The following is a 14410-nucleotide window of genomic DNA, read 5'->3' on the forward strand; positions in this document are numbered from 1 at the left end:
GCCAGCTTCCAAGGCGCTCCTGGAAGCTGGCTTCTTTTCTACCTTTATGAGTTTGCCGCTAGCAAAAGCGCTCCCTTAATCCCGGCTTCGTCCGTCAATCCCGGCGGAACAATATAATCATCAATATGCTCCGGGGACAATAGCGGTGAGCTGACATAGCCCGCAAGCATGTCCACTACTTGGTTACGAATCAGGCCAAAGAGATGCGCTTGCTGCATGACACCTCCACCCATAATAATCCGCGCTGGGGATAGAATGTAAATGTAATTCACGAGAGCCTGAGCTAAATAATACGCTTCGATTTCCCACACTTTTTCATCATCAGCCAATTCCTTACCTGCTTTTCCCCAGCGTTTCTCAATCGCAGGCCCAGCTGCCATCCCTTCTAAACAGTCCTGGTGGTAAGGGCAGGCACCGCCAAATGAATCATCCTCATGGCGTTTGATTGCAATATGACCCATTTCTGGATGGGACAATCCCTTTAATGTAGCCCCATTCACGATCGCCCCGGCGCCGATGCCTGTACCGACCGTAATATAGAGACAGGATTCTACATCCTTTGCATTTCCCCACGCCGCCTCTGATAAAGCGGCCACATTCACGTCGGTATCGACCTTCACAGGTACAGCCAATTCATCAGCCAGACTCTGAACGAGCGGGAAGTCTACCCAGTCGATTTTAGGTGTTTGCTGGATGGTTCCGTAACTGTCGCTCTGTTCATTCACATCAATCGGTCCGAAACTTCCGATCCCTAATTGTTCAATCTCTTGACCTTTAAAAAATTCGTAGACTGCCGGCATCGTAATGTCCGGATGTTGAGTAGGGATGACTGTTTTCTCAAAAACATCCCCTGCTTCATTACCAATGGCACACACAAATTTGGTGCCGCCCGCTTCAATCGCTCCTATTCTCATTACGTCAGTTCCTTTCCCTTAAAAATGAATCACATCGTCTCTCAAACTCCAAACCTTCACATTCGCAGCAGCAGACTCCCTCGGCTTTACTTCAAACGTCCTCACGTCCGGATCAGCAAACAGTCGTGAGGTGAACACTTCCTCTCCGTCATTTACGAAAATTTCTACTGAAGAACGATCGATGTAAAACTGCAGCTGTTGCACTCCTTGTGGCAGTCGGCAGCTGCGTGATTCAACCGTCCCATCTTGACCAGGGCGTGAGAGGATCAGCAGACCATTATCTCGTTCGTAAACCAAATGTGTGCAGTTGAACAGATTGACCTTTTCAATCGGTCCATCTATTTGTACTTCGGACACCCTGTCAATAGTAAAATCAGCTTGTTCCGTTATTTGTTCATCATAGCGTTGCACCTTGCGCAGATCCGTTAATTCTTCAACAGGACGCTGGATTAACTTGCCTTGTTCAAGACTCAACTCCCTCGGAACCGTCATACAGTGAACCCAATGGTACTGATGCGTCGGCTGGGTTTTTTCCTCCGGATCAGGACACCCCATCCAGCCAACTAACAGGCGTCTGCCTTTTTCATCACACGTCGTCTGCGGAGCATAAAAATCAAAGCCGCGGTCAAGTTCTTCAAAACGGTTATGCTGAAATTGCGCTTGCTGGTAATCTAATTTTCCTACCACATAGCCTGTTTGATAAAGATTGTTATAATCAATCCCATCAGCTTCGACGCCTTGCGGGGAAAAGAGAAGCACCTCTTTTCCGTTTAAAGTAAACAGATCAGGACACTCCCACATGTAGCCCAAATAACCGCATTCTTCCCTGGTCGAATGCGATAATTCACCTCTAAACTCCCATTCTTTCGCATCTTTTGATTCAAACAGAACAACACATCCATAGTGATCCTCCGTTTGGGCTCCAACTACCATGTACCACTGCCCGTCATGCTTCCACACTTTTGGATCACGGAAATGCGGCGTGTATCCTTGCGGCAGTTCAATTTCGACACCATTTTTAACAAAATGAATGCCATCAATCGATTCAGCCGAGCATTGATAGGTTTGCCGCTGACCATTATCATCTTTCACATTCCCAGTATAATAGATTTTCATTTTTCCGTCATAATCAATTGCACTGCCTGAATAGCAGCCGCTTCTATCAAACCAATCACTTGGCGTCAGGGCGGTTGGTTCTAATTTCCAATCGATGAGATTAACAGAGCTGAAATGGCCCCAGAACTTTGCACCGTGCCCCGTGTGAAATGGCATCCATTGAAAGTATAGATGGTAAGTGCCCTGCCACTGGATCCAGCCGTTCGGATCGTTGAGCAGTCCGACTGGAGGAGACATGTGAAACGCCTGCCTGTAAGGATCTTGCCTTACAATTTCCTGATATGTTTCGATAGCTGTATCTGCTTGTTCTCTTAACCTTCGATCATTGCTCATACAATTCCTCCACCTTCATGGAAAAAGAAGACCCAGTAGACGCTACCAGGTCCTTTTTCACTATAATCACACTACTTCTCGCTGATCTTATGTTCTTTATCACTAAACCCGAACAGGTACGTTAAGACAAAGGAAACGGCAATTGCTACAATATTAACAAGCACGTAGTAGAATATTTGCTCGTTCAAGTAAAGCAGTGTTCCCGGAATAACGGTAATCGCCATCCCTGTTGCCTTCAATTCTAGAATAGCAGCTAAGAACCCGCTGATACCTCCACCGATCAGCCCCATTATAAATGGCTTTCCATAACGTAAGTTAACACCAAAGATCGCTGGCTCTGTAATACCAAGAAAGGCAGAGATGGATGAAGGGAAAGCTAAAGCCTTTAGCTTGTTAGACTGCGTTTTCACACCGACAGCTAAGGCTGCTCCACCTTGGGCTGCAATAGCCCCTGTAACAATAGGATTAAACGGGTTGTATCCTAAATTCTCAAGCAGTTGTATTTCCAGAAAGTTGAAAATATGATGAACACCCGTAATTACAATCACTTGGTTAAAGAACCCAATAATGAGGCCGCTTAATCCAAATGGAAGACCTAACAGGGCAAGTGTTCCTGAGAAAATCCAATTCTCTACTAAGTGTAAGATTGGGCCAAGAACCATAAGGGACAGCACAATCATCACAAGCAGCACGAGAAATGGCGTTACGATCAGATCAAGAGCTTCTGGCACCCGCTTCCGACACCATCTTTCAAATTTAGACCCTACAATTCCGGCAAAAAACGCTGGTAAAACTGATCCTTGATAACCAATGACAGGAATAAATCCTAGAAAATAAATCGGTTCAGCTGTTCCGCCTGCTACTGCCCAGGCATTCGGTAATGACGGGGATACAAGCATAAGCCCAAGAACCAGTCCTATAATTGGTGTCCCACCGAACACTCTGAATGTGGACCAAGCCACGAGAGCTGGCAAGAAAACAAAGGCTGTATCTGTTAATACCTGTGTAAACAGAAGGAAGTTTTCCGAAATGTCTTCAGGCGCCAAACCAAACAAAGATAATACCGCTTCTTGCGTGAGCAGACCGCGAAGCCCCATGAATAAACCCGTGGCTACGAGTACTGGAATAATCGGGACAAACACATCCCCAAACGTACGAATGGCTCGTTGAAAAGCGTTTCCCTGCTTCGCCGTTTCCTCTTTCATCTCCGATTTTGATGTCCCAGTGACTCCTTGGTTTGTGACTTCTTCATAAATCCGATTTACTGTCCCTGTGCCAAAAATAATTTGATACTGTCCAGAGTTGTAAAAGGCGCCCTTCACTTTATCGATCTCCTCAACAGCTTCCACGTTAACTTGTTCGCGGTCATGCACCATGATCCGCAGCCGTGTAGCACAGTGGGCAATCGATTGAATGTTGTCCTCTCCACCGACTGACTCAATAACCTGCTTAGCAATTTCTGAATTACTAGCCATGATAGATCCTCCTTTTTTATTATATGTGTAATCGATTACATATTGAATAAAATAAAAAATTCTTGTATGAAGTTGATAAAATAGGGAATCGATTACACATTAGGCAAAAAATAAACTGAAGCGTTTACATCTGATTTAAAATAATTCATGTGTAATCGATTACACATGAACTTTATCTAGTACTATACACTATCTCTGCGAATCAGTCTATAGTTTTGCACAATTTTATCTTCTATTTGTTGGTTTTTCATTTGCGCCAGCAGACTCCCCGCAGCTTTTCTTCCCGCCTCTTTGTTATGATATTCGACCGTAGTTAACGATGGCGTCACATACTTTGATAAAGCAGAAGCTCCAATCCCAGCAACAGCAACGTCTCCTGGAATGCTGTACCCCTGTTCTTTTAAATATTCCATCGCCCCAATTGCCATCCTGTCCGTTACGACAAATACAGCATCAGGCACATCCCTCCCGCACTCCTTAAGGATGGCTTTCATGCCTTCATAACCTGATTCAATACTAAAGTCACCAACCGCCATCAAACGCTCCTCCACAGAAAACCCGTTCTCCTCAAGTGCATCGACATAAGCTTGTTTCCTCAATCCGCCGACAGCCGGATCATCTTCACCGACCCCGATGAAGGCAATACGCTGGTAGCCCTTTTGAATTATCATATTAGTCATATCTACGGCAGCATTGTAGTCATCATAGACGACGGAAGGAAAACCGGGCAGTTCCTGTCCAAGCGAAATAAACGGCAAATTGGTTTCACTGATAGCTTGAATTAAGCGATCATTCACATTCGTCGAAAGCAATATTATCCCGTCTACCTGCCTGCTCTTTAACAAGCGTACGTATTCAATTTCTTTTTCCTTATCGAGCTCTGTATCCGTCAGTAGAATTTGAAAGTTTTCCCTGGATAATACTTCATTTATTCCACCTACAACACGACTTGCCGTTTCTGTACTGATTTTAGGAAGAATCACTCCGATGACCCCGGACTTTTTCGTCCGCAACGACTTCGCTGAAACACTTGGCACATATCCTGTTTCTTCCACAATTCTAAGTATTCTCTTTCTCACGTCTTCACTTGCGTATCCGCTATTATTCAGCACTCGGGAAACTGTCGTGCGTGATACGTTAGCCATTTTTGCGATGTCATTTATTGTAGTCATACTTGATCCTCCATCATTTTCATCTCTACAACTATTTTATGGGAAAAGGAATGGGATGTCTAACCAAGTCTGGCAGTAACACTAAAAGCGAATAGGTCACACTCATCATGATTTTGAAACGAGTAATTGGGCAAAATCATATCGAGATTTGCTTTTGATTAACTCTTGTACTAACGATACATCATCAATAATTTCCCCCAGCATTTCGTACATGGATTGAAGATCTTCTGTACTCCCTTTTTTTACAGACAGCAAGCAAATGAATTGTACACGCTTATCTCCCCATTGAATAGGTTTCTTAAGTGTACAAAAGCTTAGAAAAGTTTGATTCGATTGAGGTGTGATCGGATGTGGAATCGCAACTAAATTTCCAAATGATGTAGGTGCAACAGCCTCTCTTTCCTCTACTGATTCCAGAAAGCGGTGACCCACCAGACCCTTATGCTCCAACTCCTTACATGTAAAGGTTAGAACTTCTTCTTTAGTTGAAAAAGACTGCTCAAGAAATATAAGATTTTCTTTCACGTAATCAAACAATCTTGTGGAGTTTTTAAACACCATCGTTTCAATCTTCTCAAGGTCTTTTTCCGCTAAGATGGTGTTCACCTCAATGGCTGGAATAGGCAGCAGATCTGGAATAGGAATCGAACTTACAATAAAATCAATGTCGGCAAGTGAACATTGCTGAAGTTTATAATATTCCGTTGTAGCAGCTACTTCTAATTTGGAATCGAATTCGGACTGCAGTTTGTATTTTAATAATTGTGCACTGCCGTAGCCTGAAGCACAAACAACCAAACAGCGTTTAGGCCCTTGTCTCATTTTTCCCCGCTCGATCGCAGCACCGATATGAAGAGCTAGATAGCCAATTTCGTTTTCATCTATCGATACTCCCATCTCCTCTTCAAGAACGATGCCTGCTACGATGCCTGCTTCAAAAACTAACGGATAATTGAACTTTATATCATCAATCATAGGGTTGCGTATATTCATCCCATACTTAAACCTATTAATAGACGGTTTCAAGTGGAGAGCTAATCCTACAATTAATTCGCGATCATTACGGATATTAAGATCAAATTTTTCCTCAATCCTATTCAAGATCGATAACGTCACCTGATAAATGTCATCATCAAGTACCTCTCTGATTTCTTCTTCCTGCAAATTCGTCTGGGAAATCGTCTTTGTCCCCATGAGATGAATGGCAATATAAGCCACTTCTTCATGAGGGAAAGTGAGTTGAAGACATTCCTCTACTTTTGTGACAATCCGATCTGCCACGGCATATTCCCTTTGGTTGAGAATTTCATCTAGATTAATTTTATATATAGAAACATGATTCCCTGATTTAATTCTCTTGCAGGCGATCGCAAGATGAATAAATAAGTTATTTATGGCAATATCCGATGGAGTAATGTCGTTTTCTTTAATTTCTTCGATGATTATCGTCCATATCTTTGATAGTTGAGCTTCTGTTAAGAAAGGAAGTTGATCCAGTAAAATTCGTTTGGGAGCTTTTACTTTCTTATCCCTCTCAAAAACGTATTCTGACATACAAAAGCGCAGCTTAAATTCACTTCCTTTTACTTTCAGACCATAGTTAGGACGCTTATCCATTACAATCTCGTACTTTTTCAAGATTTGTTTTACGTGCTTTAGGTCATTTTGAATGGTCGATTTGCTTATATGCATTTCCTCGCATATATCTTCTAACTTCACATAGCTGTCCTCTAACAAGAGGCGCTTAATTAAGTAGCGTACTCTTTCTTCAGGAGAGTTTGGGATAACAGCATCATCTAACTGCTTCTCTTGATAGGCCCTTTTTATGTAGTTACGAAAGCTTTGATTATCATGTATAGTAAGCTTATACCCCTTAGCCCTGATTGACTCTATATGGGCTCCTTCAATCAAATCCTCTAATTGTTTAATATCCTCTCTGGCTGTGCGGGATGATACATCTGTAATACTGGCCAAATACTGACTCGTTAAAGCTGTATCCGCAGCCATGAGCTCACGTAATAAAATGGTCATTCGGGAGTTTAGCATGTTGCACCCTCTCACTTCCAAATTCAGTCATATCGTCTGGTACCAAAAAGGGACTGGGACATAACTAATTACTTAAGTAAAAAGACGAACGATATGCAGTTGAAGCGGAGAAAATATACGGAGACTCCTGCGGGAGGAAAGGCCTAGGTGAGACCCCGCAGTGCGCTAGCACAAGGAGACTCAACAGCCGCCCGCGGAAAGCGAAGTATATTTTCGCAGCGGTTTAAATGCACAAATCATAATTTCTACTTAGTTCGGATTTTCATCTGATAAAAACACTTTTGTCCCAGCCTCTATCTTCAGGCAATCAATTCATTATCCTTTTTCAACTGATGCGGGATGATTGAACTGAGGCAGATAGACTTGATGAGCTTCTAACAAATCATCTATCAGTTGTTTAGCTATTGAATCAGATGGGACAAGCGGATTGATGGTCATTGCCAGTAAAGCCTGGTTATAATCTCCTGTGACAGCCGCTTCTGCAGCTACTCTCTCAAACGACTTAATTTGTTGCACAAGCCCTCTTACTGCGACAGGCAGTTCTCCGACATGAATGGGTTTAGGACCGTTTTTCGTAATGACGCAGTTCACCTCTACTGCGGAATCATCTGGTACACCTTTAATGGTCCCATTATTTCTCGTATTTACAGGCTGAATGTCACCTTTATCATTATAGATGGAGCTAATTAAACTACAAGCAGCATCGCTATAATAAGCCCCGCCACGCTCCTCCAGTTGTGGAGGCTTAGTTGCTAATTCACGGTCTTTATACAGTTCAAACAGATCATGCTCTAATTGCTTCACAACTGCTGCGCGTGTACCAGTCTCATTCATCTCGGCAAGTTCGCTCTCAAGCATTTTACTCGTTTGATAGTAGTAACGATGATAAGGACAAGGCAGGATTCCGAGAGCTTGAATAAATTCAGGCTCCCAGCCTGAATCAACAACGTTTTTCATCGTTAATCCAGCACCGCTGCTAAGTTTATCTATAACTTGATCGGTTATTTGCTCCCCGTCTAAATAAACATCGGTTCCGTACACCATATGATTTAACCCGGCAAAATCAATAAAAATGCGCTCCGCATCAACTTCGAGCATGTCCGCAACACCCATCCTCATTCCGATTGGGACATTACACAAACCAACCGCTTTCGTGATAGGGCTGTATCGTAAAACCGCTTCCGTAACCATGCCTGCAGGATTGGAGAAATTGATTAGCCATGCGTCGGGACATAATCGTTCCATATCTCGGCATATATCAAGGATAACTGGTATCGTGCGCAGCCCTTTAAATAAACCGCCCGGCCCGTTTGTTTCTTGTCCGATTACGTTGTACTTTAGGGGAATGCGTTCATCTAATGCCCTGGCTTCTAACAGTCCGACGCGGATTTGAGTGGTCACAAAATCTGCTTGCTCCAAGGCTTCTTCACGATTATAGGACAAATGAATTTTGATAGGTACCCCGGCCTTTTCAACCATTCGCTTAGCTAATGCCCCCACCGTTTCCAATTTTTCTTTTCCTTCAGGGATATCTACCAGCCAAAGTTCACGGATTGGCAATTCTTCATATCTATTAATAAAGCCTTCGACTAATTCAGGTGTATAGCTGGAGCCACCACCAATGGTAACAACCTTAATCCCTTCCATTCTTTCACCCCACCTCTAACATGTTAATTTAAAAACCGTTCTGTTCAGCAATACGTTTCATAAAATAAGCACTCTTCTTCGGCTTCCGCTCTTTAGTTTCCAAATCTACTGAAAAGAATCCGTAACGATTCTTGTATGCGTTCATCCATGACCAGTTGTCCATAAAGGACCATAGATGATAGCCTTTGGCGTTACAACCTTCTTCTATAGCCTGATGAAGCCATTTTAAATGGCCCGTTATAAAATCAATTCGGTAATCATCTTCAATCCTGCCATCTTTCATAAACCGCTCTTCATCTTGAACACCCATCCCATTTTCGGAGATAAACGACTCGATGTTTCCGTAATTCTCTTTAAGGTTGATCATAATGTCGTAAATCCCTTTCTCATAGATCTCCCATCCACGGTATTTGTTCATCTTTCTCCCTGGCATCTCATAGTTATCAAAAAACCAATCAGGCATAAATGGACTATAAGGGTTGGGCAGATGATCTTTTGCTTTCACTCTTCGGGGCTGGTAATAGTTTACGCCCAGCAAATCAACTGTATTAGCTGAAATTAAGTCGCTATCACCTTCTTCTATTTGCGGAAGCTGTCCATGTTCTTCTAGCAATTGAATGAACTCTCGGGGATACTTGCCTAGTACGGACGGATCCAGAAAACTTCTATTAAAAAATAGATCGGCTATTTGCGATGCTTTTAAATCAGCTGGATTTTGACTTCTTGGATAAGAAGGGGTCAGATTCAAGATGATCCCAATTTGACTTTCAGCAAAGTGATGTGACCTAAATTTCTCGATAGCTTTAGCACTGGCGATCATAGTATTGTAACCGACTTGAATGGCACGTTTCGCATCAACGACGTTAGGATAATGAAAATCATAAAGATAGCCGCCCTCTACCGGGACAATTGGTTCGTTGAAGGTAAACCATTTATGAACACGATCTCCAAATAGATCGAAGCAGACATCGGCATAGTCAACAAATAAATCGACAACCTGTCTATTTTCCCAGCCGCCAATTTCTTGCATTTCTAGCGGCATATCAAAATGAAAGAGATTAACAAATGGTTCGATATCATGAGCTATTAATTCATTAATGACATCGTTATAAAATTTTACAGCTTCCTGATTAATCTCACCTCGGCCTCCCAAGATCAGTCTGGACCAGGAAATCGATAATCGAAACGAATTATGGCCAATATCTTTCATTCTTTTAATATCATCTTGATAGGAGTGATAGAAATCAGAGGTTGCTTCCGGTCCTACCCCTCCAAAAAAGCGATTAGGCTCTTTGGAATACCAGTAGTCCCATATATTCCGCCCCTTTCCCCCTTCATTAGCAGCTCCTTCGATTTGGGTAGCGGACGTTGCACTTCCCCACCAAAAGCCTTCAGGAAATTTATACTCTACAGACATACAAGATTCCTCCCATTACTTATTCTTATAGATTTCGATAATTTCTACAGCCAGGTCACGAACGGTCATCGAGGTCATCAAGTGGTCCTGAGAATGAACCAATAACACATTGATAGGGTTCTCCTCTCCACTGGCCTCTTTTTGTAGTAGCTTTGTTTGGTACTGATGTGATTTGACCAGTTCTTCTCCGGCTTCTTCTATTAAACGGTCCGCTTCCTCAAAATTCCCTGCTTTCGCTTGCTGAATGGCTTCCATCGCATTGGCTTTACCATTTCCTGCATAAAGAATAATTTGAAAGGAAATTTCCGTGATATCTTTGTTTTCTGTTTTATTTTCCATTACCATGCTCACTCCTGAGGTTCAGTATAGTTAGGCACTTTGATTAGTTGATTCTTCATCATCTCTTTCAGACTCATAGTACTGATTATCCAAGATCTTCAAGAACGGCCACCAAATTAAGAATACAATAACGATATTGAACGCCTGCAGAACTCCACCTTGCCAAGAATTGGTGGCGATTGCTCCGTTTAAGATCGTTGGGGTGGTCCATGGTACGATAACCCCTGTTGGAGGCGGAACTAAACCTGAAGCCATAGACATATACGTGATCACCGTTACTACAACTGGAGCCACTAACCAGGGAAGGAGAACAATTGGATTCATAATAATAGGCAGTCCAAAAATAATCGGTTCATTTACATTGAAAATACCAGCTGGAGCTCCGAGCTTACCAATTTCCTTCATTTGCCTGCTTTTTCCGATTAAAAAGATTCCCAGGATGACAGCTAACGTCATTCCTGAACCACCCATTCCTACAACGAAGGACTCAATAAATTGTTTGCTTACGATGTGAGGAACCTCTTCCCCTGCTTGGAATGCTGCAAGGTTTTCTGTAGCAAGCGAATACCAGACTGGATCCATGACAGAGTTGACGATAATTTGCCCGTGCAACCCAAAGAACCAGAAGATTTGAATAAGTAAAACGGCGGCGATAGTAGCCGGAAGTCCGCTTCCAAGCGCTGTTAGAGGGGCTTGAACAACGGTATAAATAAAGTTTTGCACATCTCCAAACGGCGTGTAGCTAAAAATTATGCGTACCATTAAAAAGATAGACAATGTAAAAGTTATCGGAAGTAATGCGCTAAATGAGCGGGACACAGCACCCGGGACTCCCTGTGGCATTTTAATGGTCCAGTCTTTCGCTACGAAAAAACGATATAACTCCGCAGCTGTAAAAGCTGTGAAAATACCTAAAAACATCCCTTTTGCACCCAGATTCTCCGTAGCTATAACGCCAGTTACATCACCCAAAACTTGAGGAGTTAAGATGAGAAAGGCAGCTAGGGCTGTCACCCCGCCGTAGATCGCTTCTCCCTCATAGTACTCTGTCAATTTGTAACCAATTCCGACAATCACAAAAGTAGCCATGATCGAAAGCGTACCCGCTGAAGCAGGAGCCAATGCTGCTTGATATTCAGCATAAGCCTCCTCACCAATTAACATGTCGAGAAATGGCAGGTTTGCAATAACCACAAAAATGGAACCAAAAATAATTAATGGCAATGCGATCATAAAACCGTCTCTCAATGAGGTTAAATACCGGTTATTATTCAATTTATCCGCTACAGGCATCAATATATTTTCTAAAACATCCATGAATTTGTTCACTGTACCCATCCCCCTTAAAAAGTTATAATTCTATTAGTTCAAGAGCTTTTTCCAGCACAGCTTTGCCATCCACTCTTCCGTAAGACATCGGGTCAATGACATCAACCGGTATTCCGACCTCGGCCGCTGTTTTCTCAAATTTCTTCTTCATAAATTTCATTTGTGGTCCAATTAACAAAACATCCGCCTGTTTCATATCCTTTGGAGCTTTATCCTGTGCCACAGCCCAAATTTCGCAATCCATTCCTTTTTCTTCAGCAGCCTCTTTCATTTTTGTAACAAGTAGACTAGTCGACATCCCTGCCGAACAAGCTAGTAATATTCTCTTCATTGTTTGTGCCTCCTTAAAGTATCTGTGCTAATATATCAATTCTATTTTAAAAGCGCTTACATTTACACCTAGACTTTTTCCGTTGCAAAGCGGAAATGATTGATTCAAAAAACTTATGTAATAAAGAAGAGTTTAACATCGTCAAACTGGCCGCATAGAAAAGGTCTCCTTTTAAAATCGATCACTGGATCTCTTTTCAACATTTAACCCAATCGGAATAATGGATGAAGGTGCCCCGGACCCAATTCTTTTAGGAGTAAAAAATAATCATTCCTGGAAGCTGACTGTCTGGTATGATAGAAGTAGACAAAATTTTATAGGTGGGAGGATTTAGCACATGAACACCCTATTTGTAGCAGGACACTCAAAGTTGCCCACGGGTATCGCGGCGAACCATATTTCAGAATCGTTGACGCTGACACTGGAAGTAGATCAAAAATACGGTGTTATTATCGATGCCTCTTGTACGTTAGCAACAGATCATGGACGCGATTTTATTAAAACTTTGTTAAAGGGGTACAGTTTAAAAGATGGAATAGAGGGCCCCCTCGCCCGCCTTCATGAAGGGTACTTAGGGAAGGCCGGCAATGCTTTAGAGGCAGCGTTAAAAGATTCTTATAAACAATATCAGTTACATACCGAAAAATCTTAGGGTTAACCATCCTGTGAGGAAAAATTGAGTAGTGTTCACCCGCACTTTACACAAAAAAGCTTGTAGAAAAACCAGGGGGTTCTCTACAAGGTAAGGGAGCACATTATCATCTGTGCTCCCTTTTTTATGATGTGTTTCCCTGAGATTTATACAGACATAGACTGTCTTTTCTTAGGATGACGAACAGCTAAGATAAATACGACCAAACAAAAGATCAGACAAACCACAGCCATGTTGTGTAAATGCTGAATATCCATGTGGCCGGTAAAGACAATTCCGAGCAGACAGGTCGATAAAATCGAGCCAAAGTATCGGCTCGTTTGGAAGAGTCCGGATGCTGAGCCGGTTTCTTCTGGCGTTACATGATCATAAAGGGCGGTTTGCATGGAAATTTTATTAAATCCATTACTCACCCCTAGTATAGCCATAATGATGAGCAGCCACCAGAGCTGGGACGTTTCGTGCAAAGTTAACAAAAGTGCTGTACCTAAGAACAAGGTCACGGCTCCCGATAATAATGGAGGTTTAGAACCACTTTGATCAATCCAGCGTCCGGCAAGCGGGGAAACTAAGACTCCGACTCCCGCCATAGCCAGCATAATTACCCCCGTCTCTTTTCCACTATAATGACGAACTTGCTGCAAAAACGTCGGCAGCCCAAAAAAGTAACAATAATAGATAAGGTTGATCGTCATAAATTGAATATAAATCCATGTTACCGGGACGTTACTTTTGAGCGATAAGAGATCTATAAACGGTTCCTGCTGCCTTTTTTCATAAAAATAAAAAACTGCGAAAGCTGCGAACGCAACGGGGAGGGCCCACCACTTTACTTCATTTGTCAGGGAGAGAAGAAATAAAATCAAGCATACTGTCCCTGTCGTAAATAACCCCATTCCAATAAAATCAATCCTGCTTAACTCTACCTTCCCTTGTCCTTTTTCAGGTAGGACAAAGAGGGCTAGAACAAAAGAGAGAATGATAAATGGTAAATTAATTATAAAAATGGCTGGCCAGTCCCACGAGTCTATTAAAAAGCCGGCAATCGATGGGCCAAATGCAGCGGATGTCGAGGCAAACACAGATAGAGCTGCTAACGCTTTTCCCTGCCCCTTCGTAATGCTTGTTCGAATCATGGACATTCCACTGGGAAATAAGGTCGAACTGCCAATGGCCTGCAACGCCCGATAAACCAATAACCATTGAAAATTAGGGGAAAAAGGCGCCAGCAGAGATGTGACCGCAACAAGTACGAGTCCGGATAAAAATAACCGTTTGGGACCGAACATATCACTAAGCTTCCCCATTACGGGTTGAGCAGCGGCACTCGCGATATAAAAAATCGATATTAACCAGGAGGCATCGGCAAAAGTCAACTCAAACTCATGCTGCAATCGCGTAACGGCTACAGAAATCATCGACGAGTTTAACGGATTAAGTAAGGTTCCGAGACCGATTGTTACGATCAGAAGCCATGGTCTTCCAGAAAATTTGGTCATTCCTATCACCTGAATACTTTATTAGTAGTTTAATCATATGATAAACAAGCTGTTCTAAAAAGAAACTAGCTCAGCGGGGAGGCCTTTCTCAGTTTTTATCAGTACTCTCTAAGCTTTGGCGCTCACAAAAAAAGGACGCG

12 protein-coding genes are annotated in these 14410 nt (G+C 42.6%); 1 reads left to right on the forward strand and 11 read right to left on the reverse strand.

The window, feature by feature from the left end; translation table 11 throughout:
• Positions 1 to 44: 44 nt before the first annotated feature.
• From B5354_RS07905 to B5354_RS07950, 10 genes are all read right to left on the reverse strand, one after another.
• Positions 45 to 914, reverse strand: a complete 870-nt coding sequence (locus B5354_RS07905) for an ROK family protein (RefSeq protein ID WP_079527577.1) — start codon at positions 912 to 914, stop codon at positions 45 to 47.
• A gap of 18 nt (positions 915 to 932) precedes the next feature.
• Positions 933 to 2363: a sucrose-6-phosphate hydrolase gene (locus tag B5354_RS07910; protein WP_079527579.1), complete on the reverse strand. Its 1431-nt coding sequence runs from the start codon at positions 2361 to 2363 to the stop codon at positions 933 to 935.
• A 71-nt stretch (positions 2364 to 2434) separates the two neighbouring features.
• A complete protein-coding gene (locus B5354_RS07915) occupies positions 2435 to 3838 on the reverse strand; it encodes a sucrose-specific PTS transporter subunit IIBC (protein ID WP_079527581.1) in 1404 nt (467 codons plus the stop codon).
• Between the two features lie 182 nt (positions 3839 to 4020).
• Positions 4021 to 5010, reverse strand: coding sequence for a LacI family DNA-binding transcriptional regulator (locus B5354_RS07920; protein ID WP_079527583.1), 990 nt, complete (start codon positions 5008 to 5010; stop codon positions 4021 to 4023).
• Between the two features lie 105 nt (positions 5011 to 5115).
• Positions 5116 to 7056, reverse strand: a complete 1941-nt coding sequence (locus B5354_RS07925; RefSeq protein WP_079527585.1) for a BglG family transcription antiterminator — start codon at positions 7054 to 7056, stop codon at positions 5116 to 5118.
• A gap of 315 nt (positions 7057 to 7371) precedes the next feature.
• Complete coding sequence (locus B5354_RS07930) at positions 7372 to 8703, reverse strand: 6-phospho-beta-glucosidase (protein WP_079527587.1); 1332 nt, start codon at positions 8701 to 8703, stop codon at positions 7372 to 7374.
• A gap of 28 nt (positions 8704 to 8731) precedes the next feature.
• Positions 8732 to 10120 carry a glycoside hydrolase family 1 protein gene (locus B5354_RS07935; RefSeq protein WP_079527589.1) on the reverse strand — a complete coding sequence of 463 codons (1389 nt, stop codon included), beginning with the start codon at positions 10118 to 10120 and terminating at the stop codon, positions 8732 to 8734.
• A 15-nt stretch (positions 10121 to 10135) separates the two neighbouring features.
• Entirely contained in the window at positions 10136 to 10459 is a 324-nt protein-coding gene (locus B5354_RS07940) for a PTS sugar transporter subunit IIA (RefSeq protein ID WP_079527591.1), read from the reverse strand.
• Between the two features lie 30 nt (positions 10460 to 10489).
• On the reverse strand, positions 10490 to 11788 hold the full coding sequence (celB, locus tag B5354_RS07945; protein WP_079527593.1) for a PTS cellobiose transporter subunit IIC: 1299 nt from the start codon (positions 11786 to 11788) through the stop codon (positions 10490 to 10492).
• 22 nt (positions 11789 to 11810) lie between these two features.
• Positions 11811 to 12119 (reverse strand): PTS sugar transporter subunit IIB, encoded by a 309-nt coding sequence (locus tag B5354_RS07950; protein ID WP_079527595.1) that lies wholly within the window; start codon positions 12117 to 12119, stop codon positions 11811 to 11813.
• A 337-nt stretch (positions 12120 to 12456) separates the two neighbouring features.
• Here B5354_RS07950 and B5354_RS07955 point away from each other — a divergent pair, with 337 nt between their 5' ends.
• Positions 12457 to 12771, forward strand: coding sequence for a DUF3870 domain-containing protein (locus B5354_RS07955; protein WP_079527597.1), 315 nt, complete (start codon positions 12457 to 12459; stop codon positions 12769 to 12771).
• Positions 12772 to 12917: 146 nt separating this feature from the next.
• Here B5354_RS07955 and B5354_RS07960 read toward each other — a convergent pair whose 3' ends face one another.
• Positions 12918 to 14270 (reverse strand): MFS transporter, encoded by a 1353-nt coding sequence (locus B5354_RS07960; RefSeq protein WP_079527599.1) that lies wholly within the window; start codon positions 14268 to 14270, stop codon positions 12918 to 12920.
• Between the last annotated feature and the right edge of the window lie 140 nt (positions 14271 to 14410).

This window comes from Halobacillus hunanensis (assembly GCF_900166655.1).
Taxonomy (GTDB): domain Bacteria; phylum Bacillota; class Bacilli; order Bacillales; family Halobacillaceae; genus Halobacillus_A; species Halobacillus_A hunanensis.

Bases quoted from the DNA above. Each gene is read 5' to 3' on its own strand.
- B5354_RS07925 (WP_079527585.1), bottom strand. From the start codon at position 7,056: ATGCTAAACTCCCGAATGACCATTTTATTACGTGAGCTCATGGCTGCG.
- B5354_RS07950 (WP_079527595.1), bottom strand. From the start codon at position 12,119: ATGAAGAGAATATTACTAGCTTGTTCGGCAGGGATGTCGACTAGTCTA.
- B5354_RS07955 (WP_079527597.1), top strand. From the start codon at position 12,457: ATGAACACCCTATTTGTAGCAGGACACTCAAAGTTGCCCACGGGTATC.
- B5354_RS07940 (WP_079527591.1), bottom strand. From the start codon at position 10,459: ATGGAAAATAAAACAGAAAACAAAGATATCACGGAAATTTCCTTTCAA.
- B5354_RS07935 (WP_079527589.1), bottom strand. From the start codon at position 10,120: ATGTCTGTAGAGTATAAATTTCCTGAAGGCTTTTGGTGGGGAAGTGCA.
- B5354_RS07910 (WP_079527579.1), bottom strand. From the start codon at position 2,363: ATGAGCAATGATCGAAGGTTAAGAGAACAAGCAGATACAGCTATCGAA.
- B5354_RS07915 (WP_079527581.1), bottom strand. From the start codon at position 3,838: ATGGCTAGTAATTCAGAAATTGCTAAGCAGGTTATTGAGTCAGTCGGT.
- B5354_RS07905 (WP_079527577.1), bottom strand. From the start codon at position 914: ATGAGAATAGGAGCGATTGAAGCGGGCGGCACCAAATTTGTGTGTGCC.
- B5354_RS07920 (WP_079527583.1), bottom strand. From the start codon at position 5,010: ATGACTACAATAAATGACATCGCAAAAATGGCTAACGTATCACGCACG.
- B5354_RS07930 (WP_079527587.1), bottom strand. From the start codon at position 8,703: ATGGAAGGGATTAAGGTTGTTACCATTGGTGGTGGCTCCAGCTATACA.
- B5354_RS07960 (WP_079527599.1), bottom strand. From the start codon at position 14,270: ATGACCAAATTTTCTGGAAGACCATGGCTTCTGATCGTAACAATCGGT.